At 64.7% G+C, this 18853-nt stretch carries 15 protein-coding genes; 8 read left to right on the forward strand and 7 right to left on the reverse strand.

The genetic code is table 11. The features are described from left to right. The 6 genes from HY852_RS07310 to HY852_RS07335 all read left to right on the forward strand — a co-directional run. Positions 1-921: MoxR family ATPase (locus tag HY852_RS07310; RefSeq protein WP_291603734.1), on the forward strand; the 921-nt coding region annotated here is incomplete at its 5' end. Next, a complete protein-coding gene (locus HY852_RS07315; protein WP_291603735.1) occupies positions 921-1859 on the forward strand; it encodes a DUF58 domain-containing protein in 939 nt (312 codons plus the stop codon). The genes HY852_RS07310 and HY852_RS07315, both read left to right, overlap by 1 nt. Then, positions 1859-4663, forward strand: coding sequence for a DUF4159 domain-containing protein (locus HY852_RS07320; RefSeq protein WP_291603749.1), 2805 nt, complete (start codon positions 1859-1861; stop codon positions 4661-4663). Before HY852_RS07315 ends, HY852_RS07320 begins: the two co-directional genes overlap by 1 nt. Positions 4664-4670: 7 nt before the next feature. Next, positions 4671-6734, forward strand: coding sequence for a hypothetical protein (locus HY852_RS07325; RefSeq protein WP_291603737.1), 2064 nt, complete (start codon positions 4671-4673; stop codon positions 6732-6734). A 154-nt stretch (positions 6735-6888) separates the two neighbouring features. Then, positions 6889-7290 carry a DUF2946 family protein gene (locus tag HY852_RS07330; RefSeq protein ID WP_291603738.1) on the forward strand — a complete coding sequence of 134 codons (402 nt, stop codon included), beginning with the start codon at positions 6889-6891 and terminating at the stop codon, positions 7288-7290. Between the two features lie 146 nt (positions 7291-7436). Then, positions 7437-9779: a TonB-dependent receptor gene (locus HY852_RS07335; RefSeq protein WP_291603739.1), complete on the forward strand. Its 2343-nt coding sequence runs from the start codon at positions 7437-7439 to the stop codon at positions 9777-9779. 14 nt (positions 9780-9793) lie between these two features. Here the strand turns inward: HY852_RS07335 and HY852_RS07340 are convergent, their stop codons facing one another. The 4 genes from HY852_RS07340 to HY852_RS07355 form a co-directional block, all read right to left on the reverse strand. Further along, complete coding sequence (locus HY852_RS07340; RefSeq protein WP_291603740.1) at positions 9794-10309, reverse strand: GNAT family N-acetyltransferase; 516 nt, start codon at positions 10307-10309, stop codon at positions 9794-9796. A gap of 63 nt (positions 10310-10372) precedes the next feature. Further along, positions 10373-11308: a glycosyltransferase family 2 protein gene (locus tag HY852_RS07345; protein WP_291603741.1), complete on the reverse strand. Its 936-nt coding sequence runs from the start codon at positions 11306-11308 to the stop codon at positions 10373-10375. Between the two features lie 52 nt (positions 11309-11360). Beyond that, positions 11361-12506, reverse strand: a complete 1146-nt coding sequence (locus HY852_RS07350; RefSeq protein WP_291603742.1) for a hypothetical protein — start codon at positions 12504-12506, stop codon at positions 11361-11363. A gap of 51 nt (positions 12507-12557) precedes the next feature. Beyond that, complete coding sequence (locus HY852_RS07355) at positions 12558-13049, reverse strand: NUDIX domain-containing protein (protein WP_291603743.1); 492 nt, start codon at positions 13047-13049, stop codon at positions 12558-12560. 139 nt (positions 13050-13188) lie between these two features. Here HY852_RS07355 and HY852_RS07360 point away from each other — a divergent pair, with 139 nt between their 5' ends. Next, the gene (locus HY852_RS07360) at positions 13189-14070 is read left to right on the forward strand and encodes a metallophosphoesterase (protein ID WP_291603744.1); all 882 of its coding nucleotides are present in this window, start codon (positions 13189-13191) and stop codon (positions 14068-14070) included. 37 nt (positions 14071-14107) lie between these two features. Here HY852_RS07360 and HY852_RS07365 read toward each other — a convergent pair whose 3' ends face one another. From HY852_RS07365 to HY852_RS07375, 3 genes are all read right to left on the reverse strand, one after another. Further along, positions 14108-14662, reverse strand: coding sequence for a hypothetical protein (locus HY852_RS07365; RefSeq protein ID WP_291603745.1), 555 nt, complete (start codon positions 14660-14662; stop codon positions 14108-14110). 189 nt (positions 14663-14851) lie between these two features. Beyond that, complete coding sequence (locus tag HY852_RS07370; protein WP_291603746.1) at positions 14852-15064, reverse strand: hypothetical protein; 213 nt, start codon at positions 15062-15064, stop codon at positions 14852-14854. Between the two features lie 165 nt (positions 15065-15229). Beyond that, positions 15230-16867: an isocitrate lyase gene (locus HY852_RS07375; RefSeq protein WP_291603747.1), complete on the reverse strand. Its 1638-nt coding sequence runs from the start codon at positions 16865-16867 to the stop codon at positions 15230-15232. A 241-nt stretch (positions 16868-17108) separates the two neighbouring features. Between HY852_RS07375 and HY852_RS07380 the strand changes: the two genes are divergently transcribed. Then, complete coding sequence (locus tag HY852_RS07380) at positions 17109-18554, forward strand: short-chain fatty acyl-CoA regulator family protein (protein ID WP_291603748.1); 1446 nt, start codon at positions 17109-17111, stop codon at positions 18552-18554. Positions 18555-18853: the final 299 nt, after the last annotated feature.

The raw sequence follows: 18853 nt of genomic DNA on the forward strand, positions 1-18853 counted from the left end.
AAAGAGGCGATCGCCACCGTCATCTTCGGCCAGGAGCGGGTGATCGAGAATACCTTGGTGACGATCCTGTCCGGCGGCCATGCGCTCCTGATCGGGGTGCCCGGCCTCGCCAAGACCAAGCTGGTCGAGACGCTCGGCGTCACCTTGGGGTTGGACGCCAAGCGCATCCAGTTCACGCCCGACCTCATGCCATCCGACATCCTGGGCTCCGAAGTGCTCGACGAGAGCGCCGCCGGCAAGCGCTCGTTCCGCTTCATCGCGGGCCCGGTATTCGCGCAGCTCTTGATGGCGGACGAAATCAACCGCGCCAGCCCGCGCACGCAGTCGGCGCTGCTGCAGGCCATGCAGGAGCAGCACATCACGGTGGCCGGTGCGCGCCATGACCTGCCGAAGCCCTTCCATGTGCTGGCGACGCAGAACCCGCTGGAGCAGGAAGGCACCTATCCCCTGCCCGAAGCGCAGCTCGACCGCTTCCTGATGGAGATCGACGTCGACTACCCCGATCTCGATGCCGAACGGCGCATCCTGTTCGAGACCACGGGCGCCGAGGAGACCCTGGCCAAGGGCGCCATGACCGCCGACGCTCTGGTTTCGGCGCAACGGCTGGTGCGGCGACTGCCCGTTGGGGATTCGGTGGTTGAAGCAATCCTGTCGCTGGTGCGCTCGGCCCGTCCCGGTCCGGAAGGCGGCGAAGCCGGCAAGCTGATCGCCTGGGGCCCGGGTCCGCGCGCGAGCCAGGCCTTGATGCTCGCGGTCCGCGCCCGCGCCCTGCTCGACGGGCGGCTTGCCCCTTCGATCGACGACGTGCTCGATCTTGCCGAGCCGATCCTGAAGCATCGCATGGCGCTCACCTTTTCCGCCCGCGCCGAAGGGCGCACGATTCCGGACGTCATCCGGCAATTGAAGACGCGGATCGGTTGATGGCCGCAGAGAAAGGGCCCACAGCAAGGGAGATCATCGCGATCCGACGTGCCGATGGCGAAAGCCGTACGCTCGCCGCCTCGCTACCGCGCCTTGTGCTCGAAGCCCGCCGCATCGCCGCCAACGTCATCCATGGCCTGCATGGACGCCGTCGCGCCGGCACAGGCGAGAGTTTCTGGCAATACCGCCGCTTCGTATCGGGCGAGCCGTCGCAGAACGTCGACTGGCGGCGCTCGGCACGCGACGATCATCTCTACGTCCGCGAGCAGGAATGGGAAGCGGCGCATACGATCTGGATCTGGCCGGACCGCTCGCCATCAATGGCCTTTGCATCAAAGCAGGCCCGCGACAGCAAGCTGGAACGCACCCTGATCGTGGCCTTCGCATTGGCTGAACTGCTGGTCGCGGGCGGCGAGCGCGTCGGCATTCCCGGCCTGATGAATCCAACCGCCAGCCGGAGCGTCATCGACAAGATGGCTCAGGTCCTGCTGCATGACGAGGCCGAGCGCCTGAGCCTGCCGCCGTCCTTCGTGCCGTCGGCGCTTTCCGAGATCGTGGTGCTGTCGGATTTCTGGTCGCCGATCTCCGAGATCACGACCATGGTGGCGGGACTGTCCGGCTCTGGCGCGCATGGCACGCTGGTGCAGGTCGTCGATCCCGCCGAGGAAAGCTTTCCCTATTCGGGCCGCGTCGAATTCGTCGAGCCCGAGGGTTTCGGCGCCATCACTGCCGGCCGCGCCGAAACATGGGCGAGCGACTACGCCGAGCGTCTTAAGCTGCACCGTGACCAGATCCGCGCCGAAACCAACAGGCTGGACTGGCTGTTCGCGATCCATTCGACGGATCGTTCGGCCGCTGAACTGCTGCTGTTTCTGCACTCCGGCATGATGGTGAGCAAGTCGGGCAGCGCAACCGTGAAAGCGGGGCGCACCGCATGATCGCAGGCCTGCCCCTCGCCTTCACCCAACCGCTCCTGCTGATCGGCCTCGTCAGCCTGCCCGTGCTGTGGTGGCTGCTCCGGCTGATGCCGCCGCGGCCGCGCCGGATCGAATTTCCTCCGACTCGCCTCTTGTTCGACGTCGCGCCCAGGGAAGAGACGCCCTCACGCTCGCCGTGGTGGCTGACGGCACTGCGCCTGATCGCGGCGGCGCTGGTGATCCTGGCGGCCGCCGGGCCGATCTGGAATCCGGAAACCGGGCTTGCCGGGAGCAAGGCTCCGCTGCTGATCATGATCGACGACGGCTGGAGCGCCGCCTCGAGCTGGGAGACCCGGATCAGGGCCGCCGACGAGCTCATCGCCAAAGCCGACAACGACCGGCGCGGGGTCGCGCTCGCGCCGCTGTCGGAGCCAACGCGCGACATCACGCTGATGCCGGCCGGGGCCGCCCGCGTCGCACTGCGCCAGCTGGCGCCGAAGCCCTACTCCACCGAGCGCGTGGAAACCCTGCCCGCGATCGAACGTTTCCTCAAAGCGACCGGCGATTGCGAGCTCGCGTGGCTGACCGACGGCGTCGATACCGGACGCGGAACGGAGTTCCTCGAAGCTCTCGGCAAGACGGTCGGAGATCGTTCGTTGACGGTTTTTGAAGGCGGCACGCCCTCGCCGCTGGCGCTGGTCGCGGCGGAAAATGCCGCCGCCAGGATGACGGTCAAGGTATTGCGCACCGGTAGCGGCATTGCCGCCGGGATTGTCCGCGCGCTTGACCAGAAGGGCTCTCCGATCGGAGAGGCGCGCTACACCTACGGTCCGCAGGATCGCGAGACCGAGGCGACCTTCGATCTTCCCGTTGAACTGCGCAACGACATCACCCGTCTTGAAATCGCCGGCGAGCGATCTGCGGGCGCGGTGCAACTCCTGGACAAGAGGTGGCGGCGTCGTGCGATCGGCATCGTGTCCGGCTCGACCAGCGAGACCTCCCAGCCGCTGCTCGCGCCGACCTTCTATCTCAGCCGCGCGCTCGGCCCGTTCGCCGACGTGCGACTGCCGGACAAGGGCGCGCCGCAGCAGGCGATCACGCAATTCCTCGACCAGAAACTGCCGATGATCGTCCTTGCCGACGTCGGCACGATCGCGCCCGAACTGCGCGAACGGCTGAACGCCTGGATCGACCAGGGCGGCGTGCTCGTGCGCTTCGCGGGTCCCCGCCTCGCGCAGGCCGACGACGACCTCGTGCCGGTCAAGTTGCGCAGGGGCGGACGGACGCTCGGCGGCAGTCTGACTTGGGAGAAGCCGCAGCATCTTGCCGCGTTCACGGCTGACGGTCCGTTTGCCGGGATTTCCGTGCCGAAGGACGTCACAGTCAGCCGGCAGGTGCTGGCCGAGCCCGATGCGGTGCTTTCGACCAGGAGTTGGGCATCGCTCGAGGACGGCACACCGCTCGTCACCGGCGAACATCGCGGCAAGGGACTGGTAAGCCTGTTTCACGTCAGCGCCGACATGCGCTGGTCGGACCTGCCGATGTCGGGCACTTTCGTCGAGATGCTGAGACGGATCGTCGATATGTCCGGCTATACCTCGACACCAGGCGCGGGCGTTGCCGGCCAGACTCGCGCGGAAACCGTGGCGCCGCTGCATACGCTGGACGGCTTTGGCGCCTTCGGCCCACCGCCTGCAACCGCCAAGCCGGTTTCGGCTGATTACCGCGATCGCGCGACACCGGACCATCCGCCCGGCTTCTATGGTCCGGCGGACGGTCCGCTGGCGGTGAACACGCTGGCGTCTGCCGACCGCATCGCTCCGCTCAACACGGCGAGCCTTAACGCACGCCGCGCAAGCTACACCAATGCGGAGCCGCGCGATTTGCGCGGCATCCTGCTGTCGAGTTCGCTGGCGCTGTTCCTGATCGACGCCGTGATCGTTGCGCTGCTCGGCGGCGGATTGGCGGTTCTGCTGCGGCGGCGCGCCGCGCCGGCCGTTCTCGCCTTCGGCCTGTTGATTGCGAGCCAGCTCGCGCCGTGGCCGGCGCGCGCGCAAGGCAGCGACGACTTCGCGCTGAAAGCGGTGTCGCAGACGCGCCTTGCCTATGTCGTCACCGGCAATGCCGACGTCGATTCCATCGTAAAGGCGGGGATGTCCGGACTGACGCTGTTCCTCGCCCAGCGCACGGCGCTCGAGGCCGGCGATCCGGTCGGCGTCGATCCCGCGCATGACGAACTCGCCTTCTTCCCACTGATCTACTGGCCGATCGTTCCCGGTGCGTCGAAGCCGCCGCAGGACGCGATCAACAAGATCGACGCCTACATGAAGCAGGGCGGCACCGTCGTTTTCGACACCCGCGATGCGGTCGAGGCGCCGCCGGGAGAGAACGGTGCCTCGCAGACGCCGGGGATGCAGACACTGCGCGACGTCCTGTCGTCACTCGACGTGCCGGAGCTCGAGCCGGTGCCGCGCGAGCACGTGCTGACCAAGACGTTCTACCTGCTGCGCGACTTTCCCGGGCGCTTCAACCTCGGGCAGACCTGGGTCGAAGCCTTGCCTCGCAACCAGGATGACGATGACGCCTCCCGGCCCGCGCGCGGCGGCGACGGCGTCTCCCCGATCATCATCACGTCAAATGATCTTGCCGGCGCCTGGGCGATCCGTCCTGACGGCCAGCCGGTGCTGCCGCTGACCCCGGGCGAACCGCGCCAGCGTGAATTTGCCTTCCGCGCCGGCGTCAACATCGTGATGTACACGCTGACTGGCAACTACAAGGCGGACCAGGTGCACGCACCGGCCCTGATCGAGCGGCTGGGGCAATAGGATCGACATGAACTACGGCATTGCCTTTACGCCGCTTGTCCCTTCGCTCGTGCTGTGGCTCGGGCTCGCTGGCATTGTCGTGATCGCGGCCGTGCTGCTGCTCGCGCGATCGCGCGGCGCTGCGATCCGCATCACCGCGCTGGCGCTGATCCTGCTGGCGCTCGCCAATCCTTCCTTCACCCGCGAAGACCGCGATCCGCTGAACTCGGTGGTCGCGGTCGTCGTCGACAAGAGCCCGAGCCAGAACTTCGGCAATCGCACCCGCGAAGCCGCGCAGGCGCAGGAAGGGCTGGTCGATGCTCTCAAGAAGATCAAGGGGCTGGAAGTCCGCGTCGTCGATGCCGGCCAGGCCGACGGCGAGACCGACGGCACCAAGTTGTTCGGCGCGCTGTCCTCGGCGCTTTCCGACGTGCCGGTCGACCGCGTCGCAGGCGCGTTTCTGATCACCGACGGGCGCGTTCATGATATTCCGGCCAATGCCGCCGCCGTCGGCTTCCAGGCGCCGCTGCATGCACTGATCACCGGCCGCAAGGACGAGCGCGATCGCCGCATCGCGATCACAGCGGCGCCGCGGTTCGGGATCGTCGGCCAGACACAGACCATCACGTATCGGCTCGACGATCAGGGCGTCACCGGCCAGAGCGCCAAGGTCACCATCCGCCGCGACGGCGAGGCCATCAGCGAGCGCACGCTTCTGAGCGGCCAGACTTCGAGCGTCAACATCGACATCAAGCATGCCGGCCCAAATATCGTGGAAATCGAGGCCTCCCCGCTCGAGAACGAACTCACGCCGGTCAATAACCGTGCGGTGGTGGCGATCGACGGCGTGCGCGACAAGCTGCGCGTCCTGCTCGTCTCCGGCGAGCCGCATTCCGGCGAGCGCACCTGGCGCAACCTCCTGAAGTCCGACGCCAGCGTCGACCTCGTGCATTTCACCATTCTCCGTCCGCCGGAAAAGCAGGACGGCACGCCCATCAACGAATTGTCGCTGATCGCCTTTCCGACCCGCGAGCTGTTCCAGCAGAAGATCAACGAGTTCCAGCTGATCATCTTCGACCGCTACGCCCGGCAGGGCGTGCTGCCGATCGCCTATTTCGACAATATCGCGCGTTACGTGCGCTCCGGCGGCGCGGTGCTGGTCTCGGCGGGCCCTGACTATGCGTCCAATACCAGCATCTGGCGCACGCCGCTGGACTCGGTGCTGCCGGCAGAACCGGTCGGCGTCACCGAAAAGCCGTTCTATGCCCATCTCTCAGATGCCGGCAAACGCCATCCGGTGACACGGGGCCTGGACGGCTCGGGCAGCGAACCGCCGCGTTGGAGCCGCTTCTTCCGCACGGTCGACACGCGCAACGTCTCGAGCCCGCCGGTGATGACGGGCGCGGACGGCAAGCCGCTGCTGTTGTTGTCGCACTACGGCGAGGGCCGCGTCGCACTGCTTCTGTCCGATCATATCTGGCTGTGGGCGCGCGGCTATGAGGGCGGTGGACCTCACCTCGATCTGTTGCGGCGGATGTCGCACTGGCTGATGAAGCAACCTGACCTCGATGAGGAAGCCCTGCGCCTGCAGGTCAAGGGCCGTGATCTCGTGGTGGTGCGCCAGACCATGTCGGACAGCGTTCCGCCGGTGACGGTTACTTCGCCTTCCGGCACGACAAGCGACCTCACACTGCATGAGGGCGAGCCGGGCGAATGGAGCGCGAGCCTGCCCGCCAACGAGCTCGGCCTCTGGCAGGCGACCGACGGCACGCTCAAGGCCTTGATCAACGTCGGTCCGACCAATCCGAAGGAATTTTCGGAAGTGACGTCCACGACCGATATGCTCAAGCCTTTGGCGCAGGCGACCGGGGGTGACGCCCAGCGCGTACTTAACGGATCGGGCGTGGAACTTCCGCGCATCGTGCCGGTCCGCTCAACGAGCATCTTCCACGGCGACGGCTGGATGGGGGTCAGGATGCGTGACGCCAGTGTCGTCAAGGGCGTTGGCGTGCTGCCGATCTTTGCCGGCCTGATCGGCCTCCTGTTGCTGCTCGGCGCATTTGCGGCGACTTGGCTGCGCGAAGGCCGCTGAAAATCACAGCTTGCGTTGCGCGAAAATCACAGGGGCCCGCGCTGACGATATCCGCTGGTTAGACAGCGATTGACTCCCGGGGCGATTTGACGATGTTATAGTGTAACATCGCCACGGCGGATGAATCCGCTCGCGATGCGGGGCGCGTATCGGCATGAAGTGGTTTCGCTCGAACATCGGGCATGGCGCGCGGCTTGCGCTTCTTGCGCTGGTCGTTCAGTTCGCGCTGTCGTTCGGCCACAGCCACGGGTTCATGCAGGCTACCGCCGCCGTCCACTCGACGCTGCCGCAAGCCGGCGGCAAGGACGTCGCGACGATCGAGGGCCAGGCGGCGGCGCAGCAATCGCCTGCCAATCAGGATCGCGACCCGCAGGGCGACGACATTTGCGCGATCTGCGCCGTGGTCGCGATGGCAAGGAACCTGCTGCTTGCAACGCCGCCGCTGCTGTTGCCGCCGCAAGCGGTCCAAATCCTTTGCCTGACCACCGATGCCGAATTCATCCATCTGAAATCGGCCGGCACGGCCTTCCAACCTCGCGCCCCTCCCGCCTCCTGACGTTCACGAGTTTGATCAAGCTTGGGCCTGTTGCGCTTGTCGCGCAGATGATCGCTCAAGGGCAGATGAAAAATTCCGTCAGGCATTGACAGCAGGTCGCCCACCCACACCAGATTCCGGTCGGCGCCCGGTTAGGATCGGGGACAATGACTTTCCATTCGAGACGCGTGCAACGCCTGGGCGGAGCCAGCTGCCTGTTGCTATGCGCTGCAGCGACTTCGGCGACAGCGCAGGACAAACCCTCGACCGAACTTCCTGCGGTCACGGTGACGGCGCCAAGCCCGATCGTGCGAAGACCGACGGTGCCTGCACGCACGGCGACGCGCGTCGCACGCACCGCGCCCGCGCGCAATCGCGAACGCGCACCGGAGCCGACCGCTGCGCCACAGCAGGGCGTGCTGCCGATCGTGACCGACCAGTTCGCGACGGTGACGGTGATACCGAACGACCAACTTCGCCGCGACGGCACTGCCCAGCTCGGCGATCTCCTGTTCTCGAAGCCGGGGATCACCGGCTCGACCTTTGCGCCGGGCGCGGCTAGCCGCCCGATCATCCGAGGTCTCGACGTCAACCGGGTCGGAATCCTCGAGAACGGGAGCAACGCCGGCGGCGCCTCGGATCTCGGCGAAGATCATTTCGTGCCAATCGATCCGCTCGCCACCAACCAGGTCGAGGTCGTGCGCGGCCCGGCGGCGTTGCGCTACGGATCGACTTCGATCGGCGGCGTCGTCAGCGCGATCAACAACCGCATTCCCGACGCCCTGCCTTCCTGCGCGTCCGCGCCCTTCAAGAGCTATGGTCTGCCTGCCAAAGCGCCGCTGGCAACAGCTCAGTCGGCACCTTGCCTGACGGCGGAGACACGAACGGCGATCAGTTCGGTCGATCGCGGCGTCGAAGGCGGCATCCTGCTCGATGCCGGCGGCGGCAATTTCGCGTTCCATGCCGACGCCTATGGCCGCAAGGCCAGCGACTACAACATCCCGAGCTATCCCTACCTGTTCGATAACACCAGACCGGTCAACGGTCGGCAACCGAACTCGGCCATGCAGGCCGATAGTGCCTCGGTCGGCGGCTCGTACATCTTCAGCGGCGGCTTTATTGGCGCCGCGATTACCCAGAACGACACGCTTTATCACATCCCCGGTCTCGACGGCGCCGACCACAACACGCGCATCGACGGGCACCAGACCAAAATCACCGTGAAGGGTGAGTACCGTCCGGATGCCGCGGCAATTGACGCCGTTCGTCTCTGGGCCGGCGCGACCAATTACAAGCACGATGAGATCGGGCTGTTGGACCCGGCCGATCCTACGACCGACGGCGTGCGGCAAACCTTCACGAATAAGGAGCAGGAAGCACGCATGGAGGTGCAGATGATGCCCTTCAACGCGCGCTTCGCCGAGGTGACCACAGCATTCGGCCTGCAGGCCGGCCACCAGGAGCTGACCGCGCCTAGCCCGGACGATCCCGGCTCGCTCTATAACGGGCTGTTCGACCCGAATAACAACAATCGGGTGGCCGGCTACACCTTCAACGAATTCAAGTTTTCTGGTTCGACCAGGGCTCAGATCGCCGGGCGCATTGAGCATGTCGAGCTGCGCGGCTCGACTCCGGACTTTCCATCCGATTACCTGCCCAACGGCGTCCCGCAAACGAGCATAGGGCGCAATCCATCCTATACGCCGAAGAGCGGCAGCGTCGGCCTGCTCCAGGACCTGCCGGGCGGTCTCGTCGCCAGCATTACGGCGCAATATGTCGAGCGCTCGCCGAAGCCCGCCGAACTGTTCTCGCGCGGTGCCCATGATGCCACTGCCACATTCGACATCGGCGATCCGAATCTCAAGATCGAGACGGCCAAGTCCATCGAAGTCGGATTGCGCAGAGCCGCCGGTCCCTTCCGGTTCGAGGCCACCGGCTATTATACGCGTTTCAACAACTTCATCTTCCGCCGGTTGACCGGGGTGATGTGCGATGAGGATTTCGCTTCGTGCGGAGCACCCGGTGCCGAGCTCAATCAGGCGGTCTACTCGCAGCGCGACGCCGTTTTCTACGGCGCCGAAGTCCAGAGCCAGCTCGATATCGGACCGCTCTCTGGCGGCATCTGGGGCATCGAGAACCAATTCGACTTCGTGCGCGCCACTTTCACCGACGGCACCAACGTGCCGCGGATTCCGCCGATGCGCATGGGCGGGGGCCTGTTCTGGCGCGACGACAACTGGCTGATGCGCGTCAACCTGCTGCATGCATTTGCACAGAATAACATCGCCCAGGTCGCCGAGACGCCGACACCCGGCTACAACCTGTTGAGGGCGGAAGTCAGCTACAAGACCAAGCTCGACCCGAACTGGTTCGGCGCCCGCGAGATGACGGTCGGACTTCTCGGCAACAACCTGTTGAACGAGAGCATCCGCAACTCGGTGTCCTACAACAAGGACGAGGTGCTGCTCCCGGGCATCGGCGTGCGCGCGTTCGCGAATGTGAAATTCTAGAGCACGACAGCGCTCTAGTTCCGCGCCTTGCTCCAGTCGGGACGGATCGGCCCCGACACGCCTTCGAACGCGCACTCGACGAGCTCGGCGACAAGAAGCCGGTTGTAGTCGACGGGACCCGGCATGATCGCACGGCCCTTCGGTACCGGCTTGAAGCCCACGCGGCTGTAATAGGGCGCATCGCCCACCAGGAGCACGAGCCGATGGCCCTGCGCCTTGGCGTCCGCCAGCGCGCGCTCGAGCAGGGCGCGGCCGACCCCGCGAGCGCGAAACGGCGGTTCGACCGTCAGCGGCCCGAGCAGCAGCGCGGGCGCATCGCCGACAAGAATCGGCAGTTGCCGCACCGATCCCACCAGCAGCGTGCCCACCCAGGCAGTGAAGGAAAGCTCGAGCAAATGATCCACATGCTCGCGAATGCGGTAGGCGCTCAGCACGAACCGCCCCGGACCGAAGGTGCGCTCGTGCAGCCGCTCGATCGCTTGCGCGTCGGCGGGTCTTTCCGGCAGGACAGTCAGGGAAAGCTCACTCATGATTGAGCAGCGAGATAGCATCTCGGACGGTCGCGGTCCATCGCCCCTGCTCGCCAGCCATTCTCACTCGGGCCTGACGGCAGGCTGGGACAGATAAGCCAGAAGCTTCATTTCCCGCCGGCCGCGTGTCACCGTATCCAGCACCAGGCCCGACGAGACCGACAGGATCGCCATGATCATCAACCCCATCGACAGCACGGCCGTCGGCAGGCGCGGCACCAGCCCTGTTTCGAGGAAGGTAACCAGGATCGGAATGGCGAGGCCGATTGAAACCAGTGCCAGGAATATGCCGATGGCGGTGAAGAACCGCAGCGGCTTCTCCGAGCGGTAGAGCTTGAGCATGGTACCGAGAATCCGGAAACCGTCGCGCCAGGTATTGAGCTTGGAGAAGGAGCCTTCCGGCCGCGCATAATAAGGCGTCTCGACCTCGGCTACCGGCAGCGACAGCTCCAGCGCGTGCACCGCGAGTTCGGTTTCAATCTCGAAGCCGTCCGACAACACCGGAAAGGACTTGACGAAACGACGCGAAAACACGCGATAACCTGACAGGATGTCCTTGAACTCCTGACCGAAGGTCGAGGACAAGAAGCCCGTCAACATGAGGTTGCCCGTACGGTGGCCGCGCCGATACGCGGCCTCGGACTGATCGAGGCGAAGACCGACGACCATGTCGAGGTGCTCGCTGACCAGCTTGTCGATCATCCGGGGCGCGCTCGGGGCATCATAGGTCGCATCGCCGTCAACCAGCACGTAGATGTCGGCATCGACATCGGCGAACATGCGCCGAACCACATGGCCCTTGCCCTGGCGGCGCTCGCTGCGCACCTCGGCCCCTGCTTCGCGCGCGATCTCTGCCGTGCGGTCCTTCGAGTTGTTGTCGTATACGTAGATCCCGGCCGAGGGCAGCACCTTGCGGAAATCCGCGATGACGGTCGCGATCGCGGCCTGTTCGTTATAGCAGGGCACCAGGACGGCGACGCGCGGGGATGGAGCTGTCATTGCGATTGGGCCCGTCCGAGGAAGGCTTGCCGATTCTGGGTGCATAACATGATCAGGACCTTGCCGCCTGCTCAAGCAGCTCCCGCTCCCCGGTATCTTTTGGCGGTATCAGCGGGGCAAAGCACAGGCTCCACAGCGACAGCATCGTGACCGGGACGGTATAGTAGGGCGTGAACAGCGGATGGCTCAGGAAGAAGGCGAGATTGACCAGGAGATTGCCGGCTGCGATGAGCGCGACCAGATGCGCACCGCCTTCGCCACGCGCCCGCAACAGCCATATCGTCGATCCGGCGGCGAGCAGGATGAGGAGGAACTGCAGATCCGTCGCATATTGGCGCAGAATATCAAGATTGATATGGGGTAGTACCACATCGTCGCTGCCATAGGTCGTCGCGAACGGACTGCCCGCGTTTATCGCATTCGCCAGCAAAGTCGGCACCATCCCGACGACAAATGCCGCGCCAAAGGCGATACCCTGCAGCACCGGCTGCAGTCGGCGCGACGCCGCAAACCAGTAGAGAAAGAACAGCAAGTATCCGGAGGCGAGAAACAGGTTGGGAAGGCGGAAGTTGACCGCCAGGCCGAGCAACAAGCCGATCGCGGCGGGCAGCAGGCTGCTTCGGTTCGGCGGCGCGCGGACCAGCCAAAGCGCGGTCAGAAAGCCCGCCGCCGCACAGACCACCAGGGTGGGCGCGATGGAGTAGCTCGCTTTTGCCGGGTTGACCATGAGGTAGACGGCGAGACAGCCGAACAGGCCCGCACCCAGGGTCGTCGAAAGTGTCCGCCCGGAAGCGATGCCGAGCAGCGCAAAGAAGCACACGATGACAGCCGCGCATGCGTACAGCGGGATTATCTGGTGTCCCTGCGGAAACAGGGCCAGCATGAAGCCCGTGCCCGGCGGATATTGCAGCACGAACTTGCCCGTGCCCGGCATCGGCGTATGGCACGGCGCCCGTCCGGGTTTATTCCAGTCGGCAAAGTCGATTTCCTTGAGCTTGTCCTTCAGGTAGTGGTCGTCATCCCGGGAAATATCGGTGTCGAGGCCGGACATCCCGAAGCGCTGAAACAGATGCGCCTGCCGCAGATAGCAGACATCGTCATAGACCCCCCGCGCCTCTTTCCAGCGCGACATCGTCACGATGCTGCTGGCGAGAATGAGCAGGCACGCCAGCCCCAAAAAGATCTTCAGCTTGTTCATCTCGCCCCCGCGCCCCGCCGATCGCGCGCCGACTACTAGCACGGCCGCATCTCAGCGCCACGTCGCGACCCTCGGCCTGCCCTCCAGCACCTCCGCAATCCGCGTCCGGGTGCCTTGGGTAGTTCCTTCCGGCAGCTCAGCGGGCTCGAAGAAGCCGCACTCGATGATCTCGTGGTTGGGCTCGGGCAAGCGCTCCTGACTGAACTGGCGCACGATGTAGACCGCGACGTGATCGCGGGGCGAGACGTGATTGTTGAGGAAAATACCATGCAGCAGCGCCTCCCCGGCAAGCTCGATCTCTCCCTCCTCCTTCAGCTCGCGCCGCAGCGCCTCGGTAAATGTCTCGCCGACCTCGACCCCGCCGCCTGGCAAATGCCAGCCGAGCACATAGCTGTGCTTGACCAGGAAAACCCGGTTGTCCGGATCAAGGACGACGGCGCGCACGCCGAGCGTCATGCCGCGGGCGAAGCGCCAATAGAGGTGGAAAACCTTGCGCAGCAGCGGCTCATATTTCAGTCTCATCTCGTTGAAGCGTCCCGACATCAGGCTCCCGGCGGGGTGGGTAGGATTGAAACTTGATCCGCTCGTGCCAGCTTGCCATTACCGGGGTACATTGGCGAGGCAATCACGAACTATAATCGGGCGCGCGATGCGCCCTTGAGGCGATTGAGCTGATCCGACCGTGGCATTCCGACTGGCCCACCTTTCCGACCCGCATCTGCCGCCGCTACCGAGGCCCCGGCTGAGGGAGCTCGCGGGCAAGCGCGCGCTCGGCTTTCTGAACTGGACGCGCAATCGGCACAAGTACCACCGCCGCGAGGTGCTGGACGCGCTGGTCGCCGATCTCAAGGCCCAGGCGCCCGATCACATCGCGGTCACCGGCGATCTCGTCAACCTGGCGCTGGAGGCAGAGTTCGCGCCAGCGCTTTCCTGGCTGGAAAGCGTCGGCCCGCCCGACCGCGTCACCGTCATCCCCGGCAACCATGACGCCTATGTCAGCGCGACACGGCATCACCACGGCGAGGCTTGGGCGCATTATCTCGGCGGCGACGACGCACAGGATACCACCTTCCCCGCGGTGCGCCGTCGTGGTCCCGTCGCGCTCATCGGCACCTCCTCCGCGGTACCTACGGCGCCCCTTATGGCGACGGGCCGGCTCGGCCACAAGCAGCTCGCCGCGCTCGAGCACGTGCTGGACCAGCTTGCCACCGAGCAACTGTTTCGCGTGCTCCTCGTGCACCATCCGCTGCGCTCCGATGCGCGTTACAAGCGGCTGACCGATTCAGCGGCGCTGCTGAAGCTGCTGAAACAGCACGGCGTCGAATTGATCCTGCACGGGCACGACCACGTGCATTCGACGGTCTGGTTCGAGGGGCCGAACGGCAAGATACCCGCGGTCGGCGTGCCGTCGGCATCGGCGCTGGCGCACGGGCGCTATCCGGGAGCTGCGTATAATCTGTTCTCCATCGACAAGGACGGCAGCGGCTGGCGCTGCGATCAGACGGTGAGAGGCCTGGATAATGGCTTGCAGGTCCGCCTGATCAAGCAGGCGCGGCTGATTTGACCCGCTCGTCATTACGAGCGAAGCGAAGCACGTCCCTCTACATATTCCGCAGGCTCGCGAACAGCGCCAGGCCGAACAGCGCCACCGCGCCGAGGACGAACCCGAGCGCGAACGTCCACAATCCGGAGCGGCGCGGCTTCTCGGCCACTGCCGGCTGAGGCTCAGGCACCACCACCATGGCGTGCTCGCGCTCGATCATGCGGCGGGCGACGTAGTCGGTGACCGCATCCACGATCGCCGGCACCTCGTGCGACTCGGCGAGCACGATGCGGCCGAAGCGGGTGTCCTGGACGAAGCGGTACTGCCGCTTGTCGCGCCCCATCACGATGTGCGCCACCACGTCGATCCACAGCCGCGGCGTCTCGCCCTGGCTGATGCCGCGATCGAACAGGTCGACCTTCTCGGGCACCTGCGCGAACAGCGGATCGAGCGCGTCGTTCAGGATCTCCAGCCGCGCGACTTCGGCATCGCGCAGGTCGACCACGACCCCGGTGCGGTCGGCGGCTTCGATCCGCGCCCGCAACAACGCCTCGCGCAAGCGAATCGGGCGCGAATGGCTGTGATCGGTCGCGCTGTTCTGCGGCTCTGACATTCTCGCCCCCTGGGCTTTCGAACCTCCGTTAACCTATCAGTAACCAGGATTTCCGCAAAGGGCCTTGTTTTCCAACGACTTACCTGAGAAAGAAAAGCGTCCCCTGACCCAAAAACAGACGGTCCCACCCGGTGTCCGGATGGGACCGTCCGTCCTTGGACGTTTCTAGTTCAGACCGGCAGCAGTCGATCAGGCTGCCGGGGCGCGATCGGGCTCTTCCACGATGGAGAAGCGGACGCCGGCCTTGTGCCGGCTCTCTTCCGAGAGCTGGCGCCAGCAATCTTCGGCTTCCTTGCGGGTCTTGAACGGACCTTTGACCTGGGCCGAGCCTTCCACGAGCTTGTGGAAGTTCATCGAGCCGAACTCACCGCCGATCACCCAGAAATTGCTGCCTTTGGTCATTTGTCAGTCTCCTGTTGCCCGGCTGACCTGACTCAGCCGCCTGAAAGCCGGGCGCTGGTTGCACTCGCAACCCTCATGCAGTGTAGAAAGCACGCGGGCCGCTCCGCCTCCGAGTAGCGTGATCAGCCTGGAATCCGACCAGACCCAGACTGATCAAGTCCACCGTTAGCCGAACTGGTTCATCGTGTTGTGGGCGCCGCCCGCCTTCAGGGCGGCCTCGCCGGCGAAATATTCCTTGTGGTCGTCGCCGATGTCGGAGCCGGCCATGTTCTGGTGCTTCACGCAGGCGATGCCCTGGCGAATCTCCGCGCGCTGGACGTTCTTCACATAGCCAAGCATGCCCTGCTCGCCGAAATATTCCTTGGCGAGATTGTCGGTCGACAGGGCGGCCGTGTGATAGGTCGGCAGCGTGATCAGATGGTGGAAGATGCCGGCGCGCTTGGCGGAGTCGGCCTGGAAGGTCCGGATCCGCTCGTCGGCCTCGATCGCCAGCGGCGTGTTGTCGTATTCCGCCTTCATCAGCTCGGCACGGTTGTACTTGCTGACGTCCTTGCCGGCCTCCTTCATCGCGTCATAGACCTGCCAACGGAAGTTGAGCGTCCAGTTGAAGGACGGCGAGTTGTTGTAGGCCAGCTTCGCGTTCGGGATCACCTTGCGGATGCGATCGACCATCTTGGCGATCTGCTCGATATGGGGCTTCTCGGTCTCGATCCACAACAGGTCGGCGCCGTTCTGCAGCGAGGTGATGCAGTCGAGCACGCAACGATCCTCACCGGTGCCGGGACGGAACTGGTAGAGGTTAGAGGGCAGCCGCTTCGGACGCATCATCTTGCCGTTGCGGTTGATGATGACATCGCCATTCCGGGCATTGGCCGCCGTCACTTCCTCGCAATCCAGGAAGCTGTTGTACTGATCGCCGAGGTCGCCGGGCTTGTGGCTCACGGCAATCTGCTGCGTGAGGCCGGCGCCGAGCGAGTCGGTGCGGGTCACGATGATGCCGTCCTCGACGCCGAGTTCGAGGAAGGCGTGGCGGCAGGCACGGATCTTCGCCAGGAAGACCTCGTGCGGCACGGTCACCTTGCCGTCCTGGTGTCCGCACTGCTTCTCGTCGGAGACCTGGTTTTCGATCTGGAGGGCGCAGGCACCTGCTTCGATCATCTTCTTGGCGAGCAGGTAGGTCGCCTCAGCGTTGCCGAAGCCGGCGTCGATGTCGGCGATCACGGGCACGACGTGCGTCTGGAAATTGTCGATCTTCTCGATCAGCGCCCTTTCCTTCGCCTTGTCGCCTTCCTTGCGGGCGGCATCGAGCGCGCGGAAGATGTCGTTGAGCTCGCGGGAGTCCGCCTGGCGCAGGAAGGTGTAGAGCTCCTCGATCAGGGCCGGCACCGAGGTCTTCTCGTGCATCGACTGATCCGGCAGCGGCCCGAACTCGGAGCGCAGCGCGGCGATCATCCAGCCGGAGAGGTACAGATAGCGGCGGTCGGTCGTGCCGAAGTGCTTCTTCACCGAGATCAGCTTCTGCTGGGCGATGAAGCCATGCCAGCAGCCGAGCGACTGGGTGTACTTGGTGGCGTCAGCGTCATAGGCGGCCATGTCAGCGCGCATCAGCGCCGCGGTGTAGCGCGCGACGTCGAGGCCGGTCTTGAAACGGTTCTGCAGGCGCATGCGCGCCACGGCTTCGGCGGTCACGCCGTTCCAGGTCTCCTTGGTCTTGAGGAGCGCTTCAGCAGCTTCAATCTCGCTCAGATAGGAAGCTGGTCCCTGGATAGCCCGGTCATTGATCCCACGTGGCTGGTAGTTCATGTGCGTGATCCTTTCGGTGACGACAAATCTGCAGCGTTTGTCTTCGCCTTCTTTTCTCTAATCGACACTCTTGACAGTGCAGTGCGAGATGCGTGGCAGAGGTAAACGCCAGATTCCAAAATTCGTATAGGGTGCTTGTATTTGAATGGTGATGTCATGTAACATCAGTACATGTAACAGATGTCACTTTGTAAATTTTGTAACATTTAGGTCAGCATTACTGTCGTTCAGGAAAGCCGCCATGCCTGCCGATTCCGGAAAAAAGCTGTTCGTAGGGCCCCGCTTCCGGCGCATCCGCCAGCAACTCGGCCTGTCGCAGACCCAGATCGCGGAGGGGCTTGGCATTTCGCCGAGCTACGTCAACCTGATCGAGCGCAACCAGCGGCCGGTGACCGCCCAGATCCTGCTGCGGCTGGCCGAGACCTATGACCTTGACCTCAGGGATCTCGCGACCGCCGATGAGGACCGTTTCTTCGCCGAGCTGAACGAAATCTTCTCCGACCCCCTGTTCCGGCAGATCGACGTGCCCAAGCAGGAGCTGCGGGATCTCGCCGAGCTCTGCCCTGGGGTGACGCATGCCCTCCAGCGGCTGTACGCCGCCTATACCGAGGCGCGCCGCGGCGAGACGCTGGTGGCGGCGCAGATGGCCGACCGCGACGTCGGCACCCGCTTCGAGGCCAACCCGGTCGAGCGCGTGCGCGAACTGATCGAAGCCAATCGCAACTACTTCCCCGAACTCGAGCAGGCCGCGGAAAACCTGCGCGACGAATTGAACGTGCCGGCCGAGGGTCTTTATGCCGCCCTCAGCACCCGCCTGCGCGAAAAGCATTCGATCACCACCCGTATCATGCCGGTCGACGTGATGCGCGAGACGCTGCGGCGTTTCGATCGCCATCGTCGCCAGCTCCTGATCTCCGAGCTCGTTGACGCGCCGAGCCGGACTTTCCAACTCGCGTTCCAGATCGGCCTGTCCGAATGCGCGCCCCACTTCGAGACCATAGTCGGCCGCGCCGGCCCGCTCGACGATGCTCCTCGCCGCCTGTTCCGCATCACGCTCGGCAATTATTTCGCGGCGGCCGTGATGATGCCCTACCAGTCGTTCCTCGGCGCGGCGGAAAGCCTGAGCTACGACATCCACGTGCTGGCGCAGCGCTTCAATGCCGGCTTCGAGCAGGTGTGCCATCGCCTGACCACGCTGCAGCGGCCGAACGCGCGCGGCATTCCGTTCTTCCTTTTGCGCGTCGACAACGCCGGCAACGTGTCGAAGCGCTTTTCCTCCGGCACCTTCCCGTTCTCGAAATTCGGCGGCACCTGCCCGTTGTGGAACGTGCATTCGACCTTCGACACGCCGGACCGGCTGCTCAAGCAGGTCATCGAACTGCCCGACGGCACGCGCTATTTCTCGGTCGCGCAAATGGTGCGCCGGCCGGTTGCGCCCCATCCCTTGCCGCAACCGCGCTTTGCCATTGGCCTGGGGTGCGAGATCCGTCACGCCTCGCGCCTGGTGTATGCCGCCGGCATGGACCTGGAAAAAACCGAAGGCACGCCGATCGGCGTCAATTGCCGGCTGTGCGAGCGGGAAAACTGCGCCCAGCGCGCCGAGCCGCCGATCACCCGCACGCTGATCCTGGACGAGAACACGAGGCGGGTGTCATCGTTCGCGTTTTCCAACGCGCGGGAGTTGTGAGGCTGCGCTGGCATGGGGGCCTGCGCTCACCGCCATCACGACCGGGCTTGACGAGTGAGAATGTGCACCGGCGTTCTCAACACCGTCATTGCGAGGAGCGACAGCGACGAAGCAATCCAGCCTGTGACCGTTGAGACATCCTGGATTGCTTCGCTTCGCTCGCAAAGATGGGGTGGACGGCCCCCGACGGCATCGGTGTGCCAGACTGGTTGTTGTGATTCGACCAGACAAGGGGACCGTCCATGACAAAGATTAGCACGATTGGTTTGGATTTGGCGAAGAACGTGTTTCAAGTTCAC

The organism is Bradyrhizobium sp. (assembly GCF_016213215.1).
Classification (GTDB): domain Bacteria; phylum Pseudomonadota; class Alphaproteobacteria; order Rhizobiales; family Xanthobacteraceae; genus Bradyrhizobium.